An 18,361-nucleotide genomic window follows, 5' to 3' on the forward strand; every position below is an offset into this window, starting at 1 on the left:
GTGAAGCCTTGTCTGTCACCGCGCTCAGGGAGCACAGCGCATCTCCGGCTTGGCCGGCTCGGTGGGGGTCGTGGGGGTCGTGGGATTGGTCGGGTTTGTGGGAGCAGGCGGGCTGTCATCGCTGCCACCACAGGCGGCCAGCGTGGCAGCCGTCAGACAGGCGAGCGCCAGCGCCTTGATCAAACGCTTGTTTTGCATGGAGTCTTTCGCTTTGATGTCGACAAGTTTCGACCGGCAAGAATCTAGGAAAAGCTCGTGTCATCCCGATGACGTCCGTGTTTCAGTACGTTTCTTCGCATCGGGCCAGCGCTCAAGATTCGCAAGCCTTGCCCGGCACGAAGCGCCATGCAAAAAGGGCCGATGCATTCGCATCGGCCCTGTGCAGAGAACATCGAAACGCCAGTCAGAACGCTGGCGCTTGCACGGCTACTGGCGCTTCTGATAACCAAGTCTGTACAGCAGCGGCAGCACCAACAGCGTCAGCACCGTGGACGAAAGAATGCCTCCAATCACCACCGTGGCCAGCGGCCTTTGCACCTCGGCCCCCGTTCCCGTGGCAATCGCCATGGGCACAAAGCCCAGCGATGCCACCAGGGCCGTCATCAACACGGGACGCAGACGCGTGAGCGCCCCTTCGGTGACGGCCTGTTCAACGCCCATGCCCTGCTCGCGCAGCGAACGGATATAGGCAATCATCACCAGGCCGTTGAGCACGGCCACGCCGCAGAGTGCGATAAAGCCGATGGCCGCCGAAATGGACAGCGGAATTCCGCGCAGCCACAGCGCCGCAATCCCGCCCGTCAACGCAAACGGAATACCCGTGAAGACGATGAGACCGTCGCGCACGTTGCCGAACATGGCAAACAGCAGCGTGAACACCAGCGCCAGCGCCACGGGCACCACGATCATCAGGCGCTTGCGGGCCGACTCCAGGTTCTCGAAGGTTCCGCCCCAGCGTGTCCAGTACCCTACAGGCAACGCAACGCCTTCGAGTTCCTGCTGAGCCTGGGCCACAAAGGAGCCGATGTCTCGCCCGCGCACATTGGCGCTGACCACGATGCGGCGCTTGCCGTCCTCGCGGCTGACCTGATTGGGCCCCGGTGCCAGCTCCACCGTCGCCACCGATGACAACGGCACAAAGCCCAGACGCCCGTCGCCGCCGCGCGGCAGCGCAATCGGCAGACGGCCTATGCTGTCCACATCGCTGCGCATGGCCTCGGGCAGGCGAACCTGGATGGCAAAACGTCGATCTCCCTCGAACACCGTGCCGGCTTCACGCCCGCCGAATGCCGTGCTGATGGCATCTTGCACATCGCCCATGTTCAAACCGTAGCGCGAGGCTTTTTCGCGGTCGATCTGCACCGTGAGCATGGGCAGGCCAGTGGTCTGCTCGACCTTGACCTCGGAGGCGCCAGGAATCTTCTGCAGCATGGCGGCCACGGCCTGCGCGGACTTTTCCAGCTGAGCCATGTCGTCGCCGAAGATCTTGACGGCCACATCGCTGCGCACGCCCGAGATCAGCTCATTGAAGCGCAGCTGAATCGGCTGCGAGAACTCGTAGTTGCTGCCCGGAATCCTTTCCACAGCCTCTTGTACGGCAGCCAGCAGATCGTCACGCGAGCGCGCCGGATCGGGCCATTGCTCACGCGGCTTGAGCATGATGTAGCCGTCCGAGATATTGGGCGGCATCGGGTCCGACGCGATCTCGGCCGTTCCGGTGCGCGCAAACACACGCTCGATTTCAGGGAACTGCTTTTTGAGCTCGCTCTCGATCTGCATCTGCATCTGCACCGACTGCGTAAGGCTGGTGCCCGGTATGCGCAAGGCCTGAATCGCAAAGTCGCCCTCATTGAGATTGGGTGCAAACTCGCTGCCCATGCGCGTGGCCAGCAGCAGGCTCAGGGCAACGATGACGCTGGCCGCCGTCAACACCACTGCTGGTGCATGCATGACCTTGTCCAGCACCGGCGCATAGGCACGGCGCGCCCACTCCATCAAACGGTTTTCCTTCTCTGCCACCTTGTCGCCCATGAACAGCGCAATCGCGGCAGGGATGAAGGTGATAGACAGCAGCATGGCACCCAGCAGCGCGATCACCACCGTCAGCGCCATGGGGTGGAACATCTTTCCTTCCACACCGGTGAGCGCAAAAATGGGCAGATAGACCACCATGATGATGAGCTGACCGAACAACAACGGACGCCTTGCCTCCCTGGCTGCCGCAAACACTTCCTCGAAACGTTCGCTGCGGGTCAACGATCGGCCTGCTGCTGCCTGGGCATGGGCCAGACGGCGCACGCAGTTCTCCACGATCACCACCGCGCCGTCAATGATGATGCCGAAGTCCAGCGCCCCAAGGCTCATCAGATTGGCGCTGACGCGCATCTGCACCATGCCCGTGAAGGTGAACAGCATGGACAGCGGAATGATGAGCGCCGTGATCAGCGCTGCCCGCAGATTGCCCAGAAACAGGAACAGGATCGCCACGACCAGCGCCGCCCCTTCGATCAGGTTCTTCTTGACCGTGGCAATGGCCTTGTCCACCAGATTGGTGCGATCGTACACCGTCACGGCCTTCACGCCGGGCGGCAGGCTTTTGTTGATCACCTGCATGCGCTCATGCACCGCCTGCGCCACGGCACGGCTGTTCTCGCCAATCAGCATGAACACCGTACCCAGCACCACTTCGCGACCGTTGTCCGTGGCAGCCCCCGTACGCAGCTCGCGACCCAGGCCCACATCGGCCAGATCGCGCACGCGAATCGGCTGGCCTTGTGCCGACCCCACGATGACTTCGCGAATATCGGCAATACCCCCCACCTGTCCCGGTGCGCGGATCAGATACTGCTCGCCCTGGCGTTCGATATAGCCGGCACCCACATTGGCGTTGTTGCGCTCCAGCGCTGCGACGATATCGGCCAGCGTGAAGCCATAGGCCGCCAGCTTTTGCGGCTGGGGCGCCACCAGATATTCCTTGGCGAAGCCGCCAATGGAATTGATCTCAGTCACTCCCGCCACATTGCGCAGCTGGGGCTTGATGACCCAGTCCTGGATCTCGCGCAGATCCATGGGTGTATAGGGTGAGCCGTCGGGTCTGGTGGCGCCCTCATCGGCCTCCACGGTCCACAGATAGATCTCGCCCAGCCCCGTGGAGATAGGCCCCAGCGCAGGCGCGACGCCCGCCGGCAGGGCATCGCGCGCCTGTTGCATGCGCTCGTTAACCAACTGGCGTGCAAAGTAGATGTCCGTGCCGTCCTTGAATACCACCGTCACCTGGGACAGGCCGTAGCGCGACAGCGAGCGGGTCTGCTCCAGCCCCGGCAGGCCGGCCATCACGGTCTCTATGGGGAAGGTGACGCGCTGCTCGGTCTCCAGCGGCGAATAGCCGGGAGCGGAGGTATTGATCTGCACCTGCACATTGGTGATGTCGGGCACGGCATCGATGGGCAGACGCTGGTAGTTGTAGATACCCAGGCCCACCAGGGCAAGCGTGGCCAGCATGACCAGCCAGCGCTGGGCAATCGCAAAGCGGATGATGCGCTCAAACATTCAAACTCCAAATATCTTCATCTGCCCTGTCACACTGGCGCAATCCAAACCAGAGACACCGAGCAAGAGCCGCCTCGCGGCGGGGCCGCCCAGGCGAGGGTGTCGTCCCCCTTGGGGGCGCCGTGCAACGGGAAGGCGCGCCGCGCCTCAGGGGGTGGCTAATCAGTGCACATGCTCGGCCGTTGCCTTGCCAAGCTCGGACTTCAGGACGAAGCTGCCGTCCTTCACATAGCGCTGGCCTGTACTCAGGCCCTGCAGCACTTCGGTGTTCTGGCCATCGGTCTTGCCCAGCTTCAGGACCTGCGCCCTGAAGCCGCCGTCCACCGGCACAAACACCACGGGCTTGTCGCCGTCGATCTTCTGGATGGCCGCACTGGCTACCGTCACCGCCGCCTTCTGGCTGGATGCCGTCAGATCCACATTCACGAAGAGGCCCGGACGCCAGATGCCATCCGGGTTGTCCAAGGTGATGCGTGCCGGTGCCGTGCGGGTTTCCTGCCCTATCAAGGCGCCCACATAGGCCACCGTCCCCGTGGCTTTCGATTCAAAGGCCGTCGCATGCACAGTGGCCTTTTCGCCCACGCGCACAAAGGGCAGGTCGCTGGCGGCCACCTTCATTTCGGCCCAGACCGAACGCAGATCGGAGATGGTGAACACGGCCGTGCTGTCCTGCACGGCCTCGCCCACGGAAAGATGCTTTTCCACCACCACCCCATCGAAGGGCGCGCGCAGCTCGAATCGGTTCAGCGCCCCGGCAGAACCTGAGCCGGCACCGATCGCAGCCAGCTTCTGCTGCGCATTGGCGGACGCGATCTCGGCCTCGCGCAGTGCCTGCTGGGCCTGCAGATAGTCCTGCTCGGCAGAGATCTTTTCCTGCCACAGCTGCTTTTCGCGCTGATAGGTGGTGCGCGCCAGTGCGAGACGCTTTTGCGCGGCCATCAGCTCGCTGCGCTGCTCGGATACCGCAGGGCTGGTCAGGGTGGCCAGCAACTGGCCCTTCTTTACCACCTGCCCCAGATTGGCCGCTACGCTCTCCGCCACGCCCGCCACCCGCGGCACCACATGAGCCGTCCTGTCCTCGTTGAAGCGAATCTCGCCCGGCAACTGCAGCATGCTGGCGATCAACGCAGGGCCGGCCTCGGCCAGCGCCACGCCCGCAGCCCTGGCACGCTCGGCATCGAGTTTGAGCAGACCTTCATCCTCATCATCGGCATGAGCGGATTCAGGCTTGGCTGCGGGTTTTCCGGTGCTTGCTGCCTGTTCATGCCCAGGCTCGCTGCCATGGTCATGCCCCTCTTTTTCGTCATGCTCATGCCCGTTCTTTTCTTCATGGGCATGACTCTTCTCTGCAGCACCGTGACCGTGGCCTTCGGCGCTTATAGCCGCCGGCTGCGTACCGTAGACAATGGCTGCAGCAGCGGCCGCACCGAGCGCCAGAATGATGGCGATGGCAATCGCCGTGCGGCGGGGCTTAGAGGATGTGGAATTCATGATACGTGCTTGTTCTTACTCAAGACCGGGCACATCGCCCAGTTGGCGGGTGATGTCCGCAGCCGCCTGATGGGTTGCCACCAGTTGCTCCAGATAGAGGCTGCGTGCCTCGGCCAGCGTGCGCTGGGCATCCAGCACTTCCAGATAGCTGAACTTGCCCAGGGCAAAGCCCTTGGCTGCGACTTCGTAAGCGGACTCGGCCGCCGGCAGGACCTGCTGCGCCAGTTGCTCGGCCTGGGCCCGGCTGGTCTGCAGTTGTTCACGTTGCTGCTGCAGCTGTGCGTACATTTGCTGGCGCGTGGCCAGCAGCTCATCCTCGGCCTTGTCGGCCAGACGCAGCGCCTGCAGCTGATTGCCGCGGTTGCTGTCCAGGATCGGCAGCGGCACCGAGACACCCACCACCAGCTGATTGCGTCCCACTTCCTGCGCACGCTTCATGCCCAGACTCACGCTGGGGTCAGGCAGGCGCTTGGCACGCTCGAGCTCGGCGACGGACCTGGCTTGAAAAACGGCCTGCTGCGCGCGCAGCATCTGCGGTGAATGCTCTAGCTTTTCCAGCACCAGGCCCTCATCGGGCAGCACAGGCAGTTGCGCCAGCTCCCCCACCGCGCTGCCAAATGCCGCTGGCTGCGCTCCCCACAGCGCCGCCAGCTGCTGACGTGCCACACGCAGACCGGAGCGCGCTTGCGCCAGCGCCAGCTCGGCACTGCTCTCGGCCACGCGGGCCTTGGTTTCCTCCAGCGGAGCCACCTTGCCGGCCAGCACGCGCTTGGCCGCGGCATCGCGGGCACTGCTGGCAATCTCCAGCGTCCTCTGGTGAAGTTGCACGCGTTGCTGGCCGGCCAGCACATTGGCAAATGCCGTGCGCACATCGGCACGCAGACTAGCCTGCGCGGCCTCCAGCTCGGCCCTGGCCAGTTCGCGACCATGCCCGGCCGCCTTCATGCGAGCCTCGCGCTTGCCGCCGATCTCTATGGACTGGTTCCATTGCAGAGTCATGGACCTGGTTTCGCGGCGCGTGTCTTCCTGCGAATAGGCCAGCTCGGGGTTGGGTCTGGCGCGACTCTGGATCAGCGCCCCCTCGCTGGCCGCCAGGGCCTGCGCCGCCGCTCGCAGACCGGGGTTGTGCTCCATGGCCAGCGCCAGTGCGGCCTGCAGGCTGATGGGGGCGGCTGCCGCTGCTGTTGCGGGCGCAGTTTGCTGCGCCCAGGCACAAGGCACGAAAAGGCCCAAACCGCTGCCCAGCAACACAGCGGCCGCCTTGGTGATGAATGTCATGGTGATGCTCCGCCGGCATGCCTGCCCTTCCATTGGCAGTCTTGTGCAAGCGGAGCAAATCTAGCCTCGCGGCCCCCACAGGGTTCTGACCTCAAGATGACAAATTTGTCATCTTCGCAAACGACCGACTTGCTAGACAATCTGCGCATGAAGCTTCTAGTCATCGAGGACGAAACCAAACTCGCCGAATACCTGCAAAAAGGCCTGGGCGAGGAAGGCTTTGTGGTCGATGCCGCGCACAACGGCATTGACGGCCTGCATCTGGCCACCGAGCAGCCCTACGACCTCATCATTCTGGACGGCATGCTGCCCGGCATAGACGGCCTGGCCGTGCTGGCGGCTCTGCGCCAGTCCCGCCAGACGCCAGTGCTCATGCTCACGGCCCGCGCCCAGGTGGAGGACCGCGTCAAAGGACTGCAGGCCGGCGCCGATGACTATCTGGTCAAGCCTTTTGCATTTTCAGAACTGGTGGCCCGCATTCATGCACTGCTGCGCCGCGGCCTGCAGGCCCAGGCCACGCCCGAAGCCACTGTGCTGCGCATGGCCGATCTGGAGCTGGATCTGCTGCGTCACCGCGCCACGCGTGCCGGCCAGCGACTGGACCTGACGGCCAAGGAGTTCAATCTGCTGAGTCTGCTGCTGCGGCGCCAGGGCGAAGTGCTGTCGCGCACCGAGCTGGCCTCCCAGGTCTGGGACATGAACTTCGACAGCGAAACCAATGTCGTCGAGGTCGCCGTGCGCCGCCTGCGCCTCAAGCTCGACGCGCCGTTCGAGTTGCCCCTGCTGCACACGGTGCGCGGCATGGGCTATGTGCTGGAGCTTCGCCTTGATGCCTGATAGCCGGTGCTTACCATTCGCGTAGAGCGATCAGTTCCTCCACATCCGCCTCTTCAAAACCATAAGCCTTGGCAATGGCCTCGAAGTCAGCCGCAATGCATTCACGTGCCGCCGTTTCTAGCTCGCTGCCCTGCTCTTCGAACTCCTGCTGAAGATCGTTGAAACGCTCGGTCGCAGCGTGGGTCAATCGATACAGCTGCTCCAGATTCTGCGGCTTTTGCTGCTCTATCTGCAGGCAGAGTTCTCTCAGAATATCCTCGCCCTTGCGAACCAGTTCTTCAGGGAAATAGCTGTCCTCGTACATCTCCAGCAAGAAGGCGTAGTTGTTCATGATGGCGTTACCAAGACTCATGGTCCGTTCCTTTTTCCAGCAAACCGCAAACAATGAATCTTCCAGCATAGCAGCCACTCATGACCGCTGATCACGTCTCTCCAAGCACTCCTCAGATCCCGAACCTGAGCCGCCGGCTGTCGCGCTCGCTGGCCCTGCAGACCATGCTGGGCCTGGGCCTGGTCTGCGTGGCCGTGTACTGGGGCAGTTGGCTGGCACTGGCCCAGCGCCAGCAGGAAAGCCTGGAGCAAAAGCAGGTCACGGTGACGCATCTGCTGCAACAGGCGCGTGCCAACCGCTCCGCGTCCAGCATGCAACACATGCTGTCCGACTTTCTCACGGGCCACGAGGATATGTCGATCCGCGTCAGCTATGCCAGCGGCGCGCTGCTGTTCGAGAAACTGCACCAGCCCCTCGACGATGTTCACAGTGCACGGCGCAGCTTCAGCGTCGTGCTGCCAGCCCATGTGGATCCGCAGGAGCAGCAGCTCGTACAGGTGCTGCTGATGCTGGACCGCCGCCCCGACGATGCCCTGCTGCGCCAGCTGGCCTGGATTCTGGGCCTTGCTGCCGTCAGCGGTGCGCTGCTGGTGTCGCTGTTCAGCGCCTGGCTGGTGCGCCGCGGGCTGGCACCTCTGCATTCGCTGGTGGAGCAGACCCGGCAACTGGGCGCCAAGGATCTCACGCACGACTGGCAGACCAGGCTTGACGACAGCAACCAGCCTCAGGAGCTGCGTCCGCTGATTGCACAGTTCAACGCGCTGCTGGAGCGGCTGGCCGTGGCCTACCGCCAGATGGAGGCCTTCAACGCCGATGTGGCCCATGAGCTCAACACCCCGCTGACCACACTCATCAGCAGCTGCGAGCTGGCTCTGCGCAAGCCCCGCGATGCGGGCGAGCTGCGCGACATCCTGGCTTCCAATCTGGAGGATCTGCAGCGCATGGCCGGCATCGTGGCGGACATGCTTTTTCTCTCTCACGCCGATCGCGGCGAAAGCGCGCACCGCATTCAGGTGGCCAGCCTGGCCAGCCTAGCGCACGAAGTGGTGGAGTATCACGAGGCCGCGCTGCAGGAGGCTGATCTGCAGGTGCGGGTGCAGGGCGATGCACAGGCCCAGGTCGATGCGCGTTTGCTGCGCCGGGCGCTGTCCAATCTGCTGGGCAATGCCACGCGCTATGCCACGCCGGGAAGCTGCATAGAAATACAGATCAGCTCGCCGCAGGCCGACCAGGTCACGCTGGCGGTGCAGAACCGGGGGCAGGCCATTTCAGCCGAACATCTGTCCAGGCTGTTTGACCGCTTTTACCGCGCGGACGCAGCCCGCAGCCAGGCCGATCGCAACCACGGCCTGGGCCTGTCCATCGTGGCCGCCATTGCACGCATGCATGGCGGACAGGCGTTTGCACGCTCCGGCCTGTCTGTCACCAGCATCGGGCTGAGTCTGCCTGCGGGCCAGGATGCACAAGCACGGGCGCCTGTTTCATCCGGCAACCGGGCGTAAAAGCCGATGAGGCCCACACGCAGCACCGAGCAGGGATGACATGGAGCTGCGCGGTCAGGCCGCAAGATGGCCGGCCGTGCATCGCTGAAAGGAAACACCATGCATTGCTTGAGAAACGCTGCCTGCCTGGTTCTGGCCGCCAGTGCCGGTCTCGGCCTGCCCGCTCTGGCTCAAGGCCGGATTCCCGATATGCAGCAGGCCGGCGCGCTGCGCTACAGCTGCGGCGGCATAGGCGAGGACGAGTCCACGCTCATGCGCGCCGCGATGAAGGACTACCCGCTGTCGCTGCTGTTTGCGCAAAAGGACGGCGCCTATCTGGCCAATGTGGCGGTCGAGGTCAGCTCCGGCAAGGACAGCAGCCGCTTCACGGCCAACGGCCCGGTCTGCCTGATCCAGCTGCCTACCGGCAGCTACAAGATCACCGCCACCACCAGGGAGGGCGTAAGCAAGACCCAAACGGCAGAGATCGGCAAGGGCCCGCATCAGCTGGACTTCCGCTACTAGCGGCAAGCCGCCGGCAGGCACCGGCAATGCCCCGGGGCCGTCCAGGGGAGATGCACACGGTTGCGCTCCGCGAGGCCAGGCAATGAGGACAATAAGCGCCATGTCCCAAGATCAAGACGCATCCACCTATCAGGCCCATCTGCAGGCCGGCAACGCGCTGGTGCAGCAGGCCCAGAAGATTGCCACGCAGGACTTCGAGCAGGCCCGCGCCTTCTGGCAGGCAGCCGGCAAGGAGTTCTATCTGGCGCACAAGGCCGATATGAGCGAACCGGAAGCCGCCTTTCGTTTGGCACAGGCCTGGATGGCCGAGGCCCACGCCTTGCAGAAGGAGGAGAACCGGAACGCGCTGGTCATGTGGGCCAACGCCGCTGCGCAATGCGAGCTGGCCTTCGACCTGGAACCCGAGAACGGCCGCATCGCCATGACTGCCGCCAGCTGCCATCTGTTCGCCGGCCAGACCGATGCCGCCAAGGCCTGGCAGCTGATTGGCAAGCAGTTGCTGCCGCCCGAGCCTTCGGAGCCCGCTGCCTGATACTTTTGATAGCTTGCTACGTATGAAAATAAAGGGCTTCAATGATTTTATGCATTGAAACCCTTTATTCATTGGCGAGAGCAGCTATTAAATTTGCCACCTCCCGCGAAGCCTAGCGCTCGAGCGCGGCGCGAATCTGCTGCGCATTGGCCCGCATGGCCTGGGGGCCGCTGCTACCCAACAAATACCAGAGCTGCGGATCAACGAACACCAGTTGCTGCTTGCGGCCTGCACGCGTGTTCTTGATGGTGTCGTTGTCGAACAGCACCTGAGAAGGAACGACCGGCTTGCCATCCTTGTCCCTGGTGCTGCCCGTGCCCGCATTGCGGTCGATCACGAACAGCCATTCGGGGTCAATCCTGGCGATATCTTCCATCTTCAACGCAATGCCGCGCGCCTGCGCCGGATCTGCGGGCAAGGCAGGCCTGATGCCCAGCACGTCATGCAGCAGACCGAAGCGCGAACCCGGCGTCTGTCCGCTCATATTCCGGTTGACGGCCAGCACCAGCAGGCCTGGCGCGGCCTTGGCCGCGGCAGCGCGGGTGGCTTCCACGTCGCTGCGCACCTGCTGCATGAGCTGCGCGCCCTGCGCCTGCTTGTCCCACAGGCTGGCCAGTGCGGTCACATTGCGCTGCATATTGCCGAGCAAGTCCTTGCCCGAAGTGCTCAGGTCCAATGTCGGTGCGATACGGCTCAGCGCTTCGTACTTGCTGGCCGAGCGGCCGGCCACCACAATCAGATCAGGGCGGATGCGGCTCAGCGCCTCGTAGTCGGGCTCGAACAGCGAGCCCGCCACCTGGTAGCGGGCATCGGCGTAGCCCGTCAGATAGGCGGGGAAATGAACCTTGGGCACTCCCGTCACCGGCAGCTTGAGCGCCTGCATGGTGTCCAGCGAAGCCAGGTCGTAGATCACCACGCGCTGCGGCGCCAAAGGCAGCTCGATCACGCCCCTGGCATGCTGGACCTGGATGCGGGCGGGTTGGGCCGCAGATGACAGGGACTGCGGCGTTTGCGCCCAGGCGGAGCCGGCCATCGCCAGCAGTGCCAGGCTAGCGGCGCGACGACTGATCAGTTGTTGCATGAAGAACCTTGAAAAGCAAAACAGAAGAAAAGTCGGCAGCCCTTGCCGGGCATTGCGGCAACGGCTGCGATGGCGAGGATCAGAACTTGACGTTCATGCCCAGCCAGTAGCGGCGGCCGTCGAGCACGGTGTCGTAATTGACGCCGTCATAGATGACCTGCTTGTCCAGCAGGTTGTAGATGCCCGCGTACAGCGTGACGGTCTTGTTGAGCTTGTAGGAGCCGCCCAGATCCAGCATGGTGTAGCTCTTCTGGGTGAAGCTGCCCGAGGACGCTCCGCCCGTGGGTGCGCTTTCCTTGCCGCGATAGGACGCCTTGAGCCAGCCGTTGAGCTGGGCCGTGGGACTCCAGTCCAGCGAGACATTGAACAGATGGCGCGGCAGCTGGTTCAGCGGCAGGCCTGCAAACTCGCCGCTCTTTTGCTCGGACTTGGTGAAGGTGTAGCTGGTCTTCAGGCGCAGCGTCTTGCTCAGCTGGGTGCCCAGCGAAGCCTCCAGGCCGCGCGTGATGGCGTTATCCACATTGATGTTCGTGGTGGGCACGCGGCCCGAGCTGTTGAGCGGGCCGCAGCTGGGGCAGGCCACGCGGGTGATCTTGTCCTCGAACTCGTTGTCGAATACCGTCAGCCCCGCCGTGGTGCCGGCGCCGCTATCGTAGAGCACGCCGATTTCCTTGGTCAGCGAGGTCTCGGGCTTCAGATCGGGGTTGCCGTAGATATTGCCGCCACGGCTGCTCTGGCCCCAGTCACCCACGGTCTGACGCAGCGACGGCGCACGAAAGCCCGTGGAGACGCCGCCCTTGACCGTCCACTGCGGGGCCAGATTCCACACGCCATACAGGCGCGGGCTGACCTGGCCGCCGGCCTGGCTGTCATGGTCGTAGCGCAGGCCACCGGTCAGTGCGAAGTCCTTGTGCAGACGCCATTCGTCCTCGGCAAACACGGCCCACTGGCTGCGGTTGATGCTGGTGCGGCTGGCATTGGGCAAGGTGTTGGTGGTGGTGTCCGTCAGGTCCTGCTCGTTGTAGCTCACGCCCGTGGTCAGCAGATGGCTGGCCCCCAGCGGCGCCACCCAGCTGCTGTTGAAGACCGTGTTCTTGATGGTCATGTCGCGCGACAGATTGCGCGTCTTCTCCTGCTGCAGATAGGTGTCCGAAGATGCCCAGCCCCAGCGTCCCTTGTGCTGCAGCGAGAAGTTGTCGCGCTCGAACTTGCGGTCGCTGAGTGCGGCCGTGGCCGCCAGCGTCTTGCCCGGTGTCGATGTGTAGTGCTGCTTGCCCGTGCCCAGCTCGGCAATGATGTCGTGGTCCTTGTTGGGCGTCAGCGCCAGCTTGACGTTGAGCGCGCGGTTTTCGTAGTCGTTGTAGCCGTTGAGGATGTTGTCCTCGCCGCGCTTGTTGTAGTTGCCGTAGATGCTCAGGCCCAGCAGATCGGTCTGTATGGGGCCGGACAGATAGAAATTGCTCTGGTAGATATTGCCCGAGGACGAGCGCTCCTGCAGCGTGGCTTCGGTGCGGATGGAGCCCATCCACTCCTTGGCCACCTTGCGCGTGATGATGTTGATCACGCCCCCCATGGCGTCAGAGCCGTAGAGCGAGGACATGGGACCGCGCACCACTTCGATGCGCTCTATCGCCTCCAGCGGCGGCACCCAGCTCTGGTCGGTGCCGGTGGAGCCGTTGGCCTGGGTTTCGCGGGTATTGGTGCGCTTGCCGTCCACCAGGATCAGGGTGTAGTTCACGCCCATGCCGCGCAGGCTGATGTCGTTGGAATTGTTGTCCGAAGGCACCAGATTCACGCCTGGCACGTCGCGCAGCGCATCATGCAGATTGTTGTAGCTGCCTTTTTCCAGCTCTTCGCGTGTGATGACGGAAATCGATGCCGGCGCATCCTTGATCTCCTGCTCGAAGCCCGAGGCCGTGACCACCACGGTCTCCAGAGATTTCTCCTGCGCCGCCGTCAGCCCGTGGGTCAGCAGGCCTGCTGCAGCCAGCGCCATGCCCAGCACAGGACGCAGCGACCGGCGGGTGGTGAACAGAGGACGGAAAGACGAAGACGCGCAGGCCATGGCCAGGCCTGCAGCAGCGGCTGCATGAATTTGCATGATGAGTTTGGAAGAAGATGCACATCGACCAGACACGGCTGCGCCTCATGGCCAAAGCCACGAACAGCAGGTGCAGGTCAGCGAAGCATTCGCGCTGTTGGAGTGATGAAGAAGGCAATCACGATCTGCGCAGAGATCGTCCTGGCTAAACCATGCAGCTGGGCATGGCGGCATGCAGTCATTCAATGTGCATGCCTGGCTGAGTCAAAGATTACCGCAAGGTCTTCTTGTTGCGAATAATTCTCATTGTAACCGCAACCAACAGGCCTTCCAAAGAATTTTTACTGTTAAGTACTTTGACAAGGACGCTAACCAGCGTCAACTGGCACCGGCTGCGGCTCATAGAACTTTATCCCAGCCAGGCCAGCAGGCTGCGCCACAGGGCCGCGGCATGCGAGATGAGAAACAGCAGCAAACCGATGGCGCCGCCCACCAGCGTACCGTTGATGCGTATGTACTGAAGATCCTTGCCGATATGCGCCTCTATCAGCGTGGCCAGTTGCTCCGCATCCCAGCGCTGCACCGTGTCGGCAATATGTCTGGCGATGAACTGCGAGACATCGGGAGCCAGCGTGGTCGCCCAGCGCTTGAGGCGCTCGTTCATGGAGTTGCGCAGCGCCTCATCATGCGCCAGTGCCTGGCCCAGCCAGCGCCCCATCACGGCTGCACGCCGCGCCATGGCCGAGTTTTCGTCGGCCAGATCGCGCTCCAGCTTGGTGCGCCAGCCTGCCCATAGCTCGCGCAGATAGACGGCCAGCTTCTCGTCATGCAGCAGATAGTTGCGCAGTTTTTCTACCCTCTCGGCGTAGACCGGGTCGTTCTGCAGACCGTCGATCAGGCGCTGTATGGAGCTGTCGAAGGCCTCGCGCAGACGGTGGCCGGGGTTCTGGGCCACGTCCTGCAGCAGGCTGTCCAGAGCGCTGGCAATCAGACTGGCACCCTTGTCGCTGAGCCAGTCGGTGGGCAGCATTTTTTCCTTGATCGGGTGCTCACGCTTGAGCCAGACCACGATGGTCTGCGCGATCAGCACATGGGTCTGCTCCTGGCGCAGCACGCGGCTGATGCGCGCCAGCACATCGTCGAGCACCTCCTGGTGGCGCCCGCCCGCCGTCAGCCCCGACAGCAGCGATGCCGCCGCGCGCGACAGATCCACATGCTGCATCACGGCCTTGAGCGACTGGGTCAGAAATTTCTCTACCTGCTTGTCCTGCACCATCTCCAGCGCGGCCAGCGCCAGCCGCGCCACCTGCCTGCCCAGCAGCTGGCTGTTGGCGGGAGCCGTCAGCCAGTCCGCCAGCGCCTGGGCGGGGTTGTTGCGCTCGATCAGCGCCACCAGCGAAGGCGCGTCGAGAAACTTGTCGCGCACGAAAGTGGCCAGGTTGCGGCCTATGCGATCCTTGTTGCGCGAGATGATGGCCGTGTGCCGCCCCACCAGCGGCAGCGGAATATGACGAAACAGGGCCGTCACGGCAAACCAGTCGGCCAGCGCCCCTACCATCGCCGCCTCGCAAATGCCGCGCAGACAGACCAGCCATAAAGGCACGGCCTGCCCCTCTATGGCCCAGCGCGAGCCGGCCAGCGCAGTGGCAATGAAACCTGCGGCCACCAGCAGCAGCAGAACCAGCGGCATGCGCTTGGCCTGCTGCAGTGAGCGACGTTGTTCAGACGTGAGCATGCGCTAGAGCATACGGCCTCTCGGCCCGCTCGTCTGCAGCCCAGGGCTGCCGCCAGCATCGGACGGGTCAGCCGACCTTGACGTTTGCCGTGAAATCAGCAAGCCGAGGGTCCTGGCTCCAGGGCCACCAGCTTCTCTCAAAGCGCACATCAATGGGCAGGCGGTTGACGCGGTGCTCGGCAGGCAGGGCCTGCAGCGGACGCAGCTTGACCACCACCGCGGCGCTTTGCGACTCCATCGGGCCCACGCGCTCGGCCGGGACACGCTGGGTTTCCGAGAAGACCTCATCGACCTCGGCCGGCACCTTCTGCCCGTCCAGGAAGACCAGCGTGGCCTTCTGGCCCTTGCGCGCGTACCTCAGGTGCTGGGGCGTCAGATAGGCCTGGACCCAGGGCGCCTTGCGCGTCTGCAGCACCATCAGCTCGTCTCCGGCCACCACCCATTCGCCGGCCTTGACGAAGCTGCGCACCACTTGCGAGGGCACGGGCGCCATCAGATCCGCAACCGGCGTGATGTTGCCGGCCTGTGCCAGACCGACAGCCTGACGCGTGGCCGCAGCATCCTTGGCCGCCTGCAGATACAGGGCGCTCTGCTGCTGGCTGGCGACCAGGATTTCGCGCTGGGCGCGGCCAACCTCGGCCTGTGCCTGCAGCATCTGCAGGCGTGCTGCGTCCACTTCCTGGCGCGTGGCCGCGCCCTGGCGGAACAGCTCATCAATCTGCCGCACGCGATCCTGCATCAGAGACATGCGGCCCTGCACGGCCTGCAGACTGGACTGCAAGGCCTTTTGCTGGCCCTGCAGATCCTGGCGCTGCATCGCATAGGTATGGTCCGCGGAACTGGCCACCACGTCGGCAGCCTGCACCGTACCGGCCGCTGGCGTGGGCACCTGCTTTTGCACCACACGCAGCACGCGCTCGCCCTGCTCAGTGGCCTGCCCCTCCGGGGCGACTTGCTCCACCTGGCCCGTGATCGGTGCACGCACCACGACCTGGTCGATGACCACCATGCCGGGCGAAGCCCGCAGCACCGTACTGCTCACGGTTTTGTAGACAAAGTACAAGGGTATCAGCAGCACAATGCCCAGCACCAGATACCAGCGCCAGCGCGGCACCTTGCGCTTGACGTTGTCGTACTTGACGGGAATGCCATTGCTGACTTCCGCCGAAGCCGGCGGAGCATTGAATTGGATCTTCACGGTTGAGCCTCCATATAGTCTTCCCAGGACTGCACGACGACGCCTTTGAAACCGGGCACCGTCCGCAGCGCTTGTGCCACGCCCTGCCAATGAACCAGTGCCTGGCGCCTGCCTATGCGAAACAAGCTCTCTTCCGAGGGCAATTCCTTTTCAATGCTTTGCGCCACGGCCAGGTCCAGCCCCTGAGGCATGGGCGGCAGCTGCTTGATCGCGTTCACCGTGCTCTGCGCATTGGCGCTGTAGATCATGGGCACGACTTCCTTGACACCGGCCTTCTGCAGGGCCTGTAGAAAGCCGGGTTCGCGCAGTTCGCGGTGGTGGGTCGTCAGCGAGACCGGCAGGCGGCTTTGGGCCACCGCCTCCTGCAGGCTGTCGAGCACATTGCGGCCCCAGTCCTTTTGCTGTACCTCGGGCAATTGGCTGCGCTCCAGATCCAGGTGGACCATGCCGAACGGCATGGATTGCACCTTCTGCAGCAGCGCCAGCATGTTGCCGCGCCCCTTGGGCAGCACCCAGGTCGGCTCGCCCAGCAGCAGCTCCAGCCGGATGCCGCGCTGGCGCGCACGCTGCGCCAGCTGCTCCAGTCCCTGGCGAGCCTGCTCGTCGGCCGCCAGGCGCTGCAACTGCTCTTCGGTGAACGACACCAGAAGGCGCTGCGTGCCTTGCGGCAGTTGGTCGATGCGGGCCGGCTGCTGCACCCATTGCCAGCCTTTCCATGCATACCAGCCGGTTCCCGCAGGTGCGGCGGCTGCAGCGGCTGCAGCGGGTTTGGCAACGCCCGCTTCCTCGCTGAGCCTGGTCTGCTGCGCCACTGCTACCAGTCCGTCAGCACCCACTGCGGAAGCTGCGGCACCAGTACGCTGCAGCACCGCAGCCTGCAGCGGGTCGTCGCTACGCACCTGCAAGCTGCAACCACGCGTGTAATACAGCATGTCCATGGCCGCCAGATCCTCTTCTTCGGCGGCGCTGATATAGCGCACCGCCGCCTCGTAGCGGCCGTTGTCTGCCTTGATGGTCTGCACCATGCCGTCACCGCCGAGGCTGGGCGCGCGCAGCTGCGCCACACGCAGCCCTTCGGTGGCCGCTGCATAGCGCTGGGCCCTGCTCTTGAGTTCGACCTGGCTCAACCTGTACTGCTCCAGCACGGTCTGCTGCTCCAGCTGCAGCTTGCCCTGGGTCTGCGCGTATTGCTCGGCCGCCTCGTCATACTGGCCCTGCAGTTTGGCCGCCATCGCATCCTTCTGACTGCGCCATTGCAGGGGGATGGACACATCCACCGCCACGGCCGTCGCATGGCCGGGGCTGCCGCCGAAATCCTTGCTCAGGCTCTGGCTCAGTTGCACGCCGCCCGTCACTCCGCCATAGCGCGTGTGCCGGGCCTGCTCCCGCAATCCTTCCATCGCATAGCGTGCAGATTCCAGCGCGGGATGCGTGCTGAGCGCATCCTGCAGCATGGCCGGATTCATGCAGGTCTGCGGCAGGGCCAGAGCCGGCACCGACTGGGCGCGCAGACGGCGGCCAGTCAAAAAGCCCATTTGCTGCAAGGCTGCGCGCTGCACTTCCTTCTCCTTGGCCACGCGGTTCTGCGCGGCTTCGTAGTAGCCCTGCAGGTCCAGCCCTTCAGAGCGCAGCATGTGGCCGCCAGCCACGCGCTCCTGCAGCCTGCCCTCGATCAGGGAGCGCGTGGACAGATAGGCCCGCGCTACCTGCTCGCGCTGCTGGCTGCGCAGATAGCGCACATACAGCCGTCCCAGCTCCGTCACGGCCTGGGCCTGCAGAAGCTGGGTCTGCGCGGTACTGCTCAGTTGCTCGGTCCTGGCCTCCTGCACATTGCGCCGGCGTGCTTCCTCGGCGCCCAGAAAACTCCAGCGCAGACCAGCCTGCCCCGACAGGCGGCTGTAGTTGCGGTTCAGGGTATCCGTCACCGGCTCCTTGGCGCGTGCCAGGCCGGCAGCCGCGATAAGCCGTGCACCGTTGTCCGACTCGACCAGCTTGAGGTTGCTGCCGGCCACATGCTCCTTGAGGCGCGCCAGCCGCACGGCTGGCCCCTGCTCCGCGCTCCAGGCCTGCAGGTCGGCCCAGCTCCAGGGCTGGCCCGTGTCGGCGGAAGCGACAGGAGCACGCGCCTCAGACGCTGCGGATACGGCAGTGGCAGTCTGCGCGCTCGCGCTTGTTCCCAGCATGGAAGCCAGCAGGCTGACGCCTATCAGGCCGCTCAGGGCACGGACGCGGTGCGGCCCACCCGGCAGGTAGTGAAGGGAAAATGGTTTCATGCGTTGGTT

14 protein-coding genes are annotated in these 18,361 nt (G+C 64.1%); 4 read left to right on the top strand and 10 right to left on the bottom strand.

Translation table 11 applies throughout. From position 1 onward, the window contains the following. Window positions 1–24: 24 nt before the first annotated feature. The 4 genes from Cth01_RS23950 to Cth01_RS06735 all read right to left on the bottom strand — a co-directional run bounded on the left by Cth01_RS23950 (window position 25) and on the right by Cth01_RS06735 (window position 6,318). Window positions 25–198, bottom strand: a complete 174-nt coding sequence (locus Cth01_RS23950) for a hypothetical protein (protein ID WP_012840047.1) — start codon at window positions 196–198, stop codon at window positions 25–27. 228 nt (window positions 199–426) lie between these two features. Continuing rightward, window positions 427–3,549, bottom strand: coding sequence for an efflux RND transporter permease subunit (locus tag Cth01_RS06725; protein WP_045838803.1), 3,123 nt, complete (start codon window positions 3,547–3,549; stop codon window positions 427–429). A 162-nt stretch (window positions 3,550–3,711) separates the two neighbouring features. Next, entirely contained in the window at window positions 3,712–5,040 is a 1,329-nt protein-coding gene (locus Cth01_RS06730; protein WP_045838804.1) for an efflux RND transporter periplasmic adaptor subunit, read from the bottom strand. A 15-nt stretch (window positions 5,041–5,055) separates the two neighbouring features. Further along, on the bottom strand, window positions 5,056–6,318 hold the full coding sequence (locus Cth01_RS06735) for a TolC family protein (protein WP_045838862.1): 1,263 nt from the start codon (window positions 6,316–6,318) through the stop codon (window positions 5,056–5,058). Window positions 6,319–6,465: 147 nt separating this feature from the next. Between Cth01_RS06735 and Cth01_RS06740 the strand changes: the two genes are divergently transcribed. Continuing rightward, window positions 6,466–7,155, top strand: coding sequence for a heavy metal response regulator transcription factor (locus tag Cth01_RS06740; protein WP_003068520.1), 690 nt, complete (start codon window positions 6,466–6,468; stop codon window positions 7,153–7,155). 10 nt (window positions 7,156–7,165) lie between these two features. On the opposite strand, the gene Cth01_RS06745 is transcribed toward Cth01_RS06740, so the two are convergent. Next, window positions 7,166–7,507 carry a DUF5713 family protein gene (locus Cth01_RS06745; RefSeq protein ID WP_034354934.1) on the bottom strand — a complete coding sequence of 114 codons (342 nt, stop codon included), beginning with the start codon at window positions 7,505–7,507 and terminating at the stop codon, window positions 7,166–7,168. 59 nt (window positions 7,508–7,566) lie between these two features. On the opposite strand from Cth01_RS06745, the gene Cth01_RS06750 reads away from it, so the two are divergent. From Cth01_RS06750 to Cth01_RS06760, 3 genes are all read left to right on the top strand, one after another. Further along, the gene (locus Cth01_RS06750) at window positions 7,567–8,988 is read left to right on the top strand and encodes a heavy metal sensor histidine kinase (protein WP_045838805.1); all 1,422 of its coding nucleotides are present in this window, start codon (window positions 7,567–7,569) and stop codon (window positions 8,986–8,988) included. A 99-nt stretch (window positions 8,989–9,087) separates the two neighbouring features. Beyond that, window positions 9,088–9,492: a hypothetical protein gene (locus Cth01_RS06755; protein ID WP_045838863.1), complete on the top strand. Its 405-nt coding sequence runs from the start codon at window positions 9,088–9,090 to the stop codon at window positions 9,490–9,492. 100 nt (window positions 9,493–9,592) lie between these two features. Continuing rightward, on the top strand, window positions 9,593–10,024 hold the full coding sequence (locus tag Cth01_RS06760; RefSeq protein WP_045838806.1) for a hypothetical protein: 432 nt from the start codon (window positions 9,593–9,595) through the stop codon (window positions 10,022–10,024). A gap of 112 nt (window positions 10,025–10,136) precedes the next feature. Here Cth01_RS06760 and Cth01_RS06765 read toward each other — a convergent pair whose 3' ends face one another. From Cth01_RS06765 to Cth01_RS06785, 5 genes are all read right to left on the bottom strand, one after another. Then, window positions 10,137–11,105, bottom strand: coding sequence for a siderophore ABC transporter substrate-binding protein (locus Cth01_RS06765; protein ID WP_034377317.1), 969 nt, complete (start codon window positions 11,103–11,105; stop codon window positions 10,137–10,139). Window positions 11,106–11,184: 79 nt separating this feature from the next. Further along, the gene (locus Cth01_RS06770; RefSeq protein WP_045838807.1) at window positions 11,185–13,206 is read right to left on the bottom strand and encodes a ligand-gated channel protein; all 2,022 of its coding nucleotides are present in this window, start codon (window positions 13,204–13,206) and stop codon (window positions 11,185–11,187) included. Window positions 13,207–13,555: 349 nt separating this feature from the next. Continuing rightward, window positions 13,556–14,881 carry a DUF445 domain-containing protein gene (locus Cth01_RS06775; protein WP_034377320.1) on the bottom strand — a complete coding sequence of 442 codons (1,326 nt, stop codon included), beginning with the start codon at window positions 14,879–14,881 and terminating at the stop codon, window positions 13,556–13,558. Between the two features lie 67 nt (window positions 14,882–14,948). Beyond that, on the bottom strand, window positions 14,949–16,079 hold the full coding sequence (locus Cth01_RS06780; protein WP_034377321.1) for an HlyD family secretion protein: 1,131 nt from the start codon (window positions 16,077–16,079) through the stop codon (window positions 14,949–14,951). Beyond that, a complete protein-coding gene (locus Cth01_RS06785) occupies window positions 16,076–18,352 on the bottom strand; it encodes a TolC family protein (RefSeq protein WP_052088064.1) in 2,277 nt (758 codons plus the stop codon). Before Cth01_RS06785 ends, Cth01_RS06780 begins: the two co-directional genes overlap by 4 nt. Between the last annotated feature and the right edge of the window lie 9 nt (window positions 18,353–18,361).

The sequence above is a fragment of the Comamonas thiooxydans genome, from assembly GCF_000964545.1.
In the GTDB taxonomy this organism is placed as follows: domain Bacteria; phylum Pseudomonadota; class Gammaproteobacteria; order Burkholderiales; family Burkholderiaceae_C; genus Comamonas; species Comamonas thiooxydans.

What these genes read in the sequence shown, in the direction of transcription:
- Cth01_RS06740 (WP_003068520.1), top strand. Translation starts at nt 6,466, where the DNA reads ATGAAGCTTCTAGTCATCGAGGACGAAACCAAACTCGCCGAATACCTG.
- Cth01_RS06725 (WP_045838803.1), bottom strand. Translation starts at nt 3,549, where the DNA reads ATGTTTGAGCGCATCATCCGCTTTGCGATTGCCCAGCGCTGGCTGGTC.
- Cth01_RS06765 (WP_034377317.1), bottom strand. Translation starts at nt 11,105, where the DNA reads ATGCAACAACTGATCAGTCGTCGCGCCGCTAGCCTGGCACTGCTGGCG.
- Cth01_RS23950 (WP_012840047.1), bottom strand. Translation starts at nt 198, where the DNA reads ATGCAAAACAAGCGTTTGATCAAGGCGCTGGCGCTCGCCTGTCTGACG.
- Cth01_RS06735 (WP_045838862.1), bottom strand. Translation starts at nt 6,318, where the DNA reads ATGACATTCATCACCAAGGCGGCCGCTGTGTTGCTGGGCAGCGGTTTG.
- Cth01_RS06750 (WP_045838805.1), top strand. Translation starts at nt 7,567, where the DNA reads ATGACCGCTGATCACGTCTCTCCAAGCACTCCTCAGATCCCGAACCTG.
- Cth01_RS06760 (WP_045838806.1), top strand. Translation starts at nt 9,593, where the DNA reads ATGTCCCAAGATCAAGACGCATCCACCTATCAGGCCCATCTGCAGGCC.
- Cth01_RS06770 (WP_045838807.1), bottom strand. Translation starts at nt 13,206, where the DNA reads ATGCAAATTCATGCAGCCGCTGCTGCAGGCCTGGCCATGGCCTGCGCG.
- Cth01_RS06775 (WP_034377320.1), bottom strand. Translation starts at nt 14,881, where the DNA reads ATGCTCACGTCTGAACAACGTCGCTCACTGCAGCAGGCCAAGCGCATG.
- Cth01_RS06745 (WP_034354934.1), bottom strand. Translation starts at nt 7,507, where the DNA reads ATGAGTCTTGGTAACGCCATCATGAACAACTACGCCTTCTTGCTGGAG.
- Cth01_RS06755 (WP_045838863.1), top strand. Translation starts at nt 9,088, where the DNA reads ATGCATTGCTTGAGAAACGCTGCCTGCCTGGTTCTGGCCGCCAGTGCC.
- Cth01_RS06785 (WP_052088064.1), bottom strand. Translation starts at nt 18,352, where the DNA reads ATGAAACCATTTTCCCTTCACTACCTGCCGGGTGGGCCGCACCGCGTC.
- Cth01_RS06730 (WP_045838804.1), bottom strand. Translation starts at nt 5,040, where the DNA reads ATGAATTCCACATCCTCTAAGCCCCGCCGCACGGCGATTGCCATCGCC.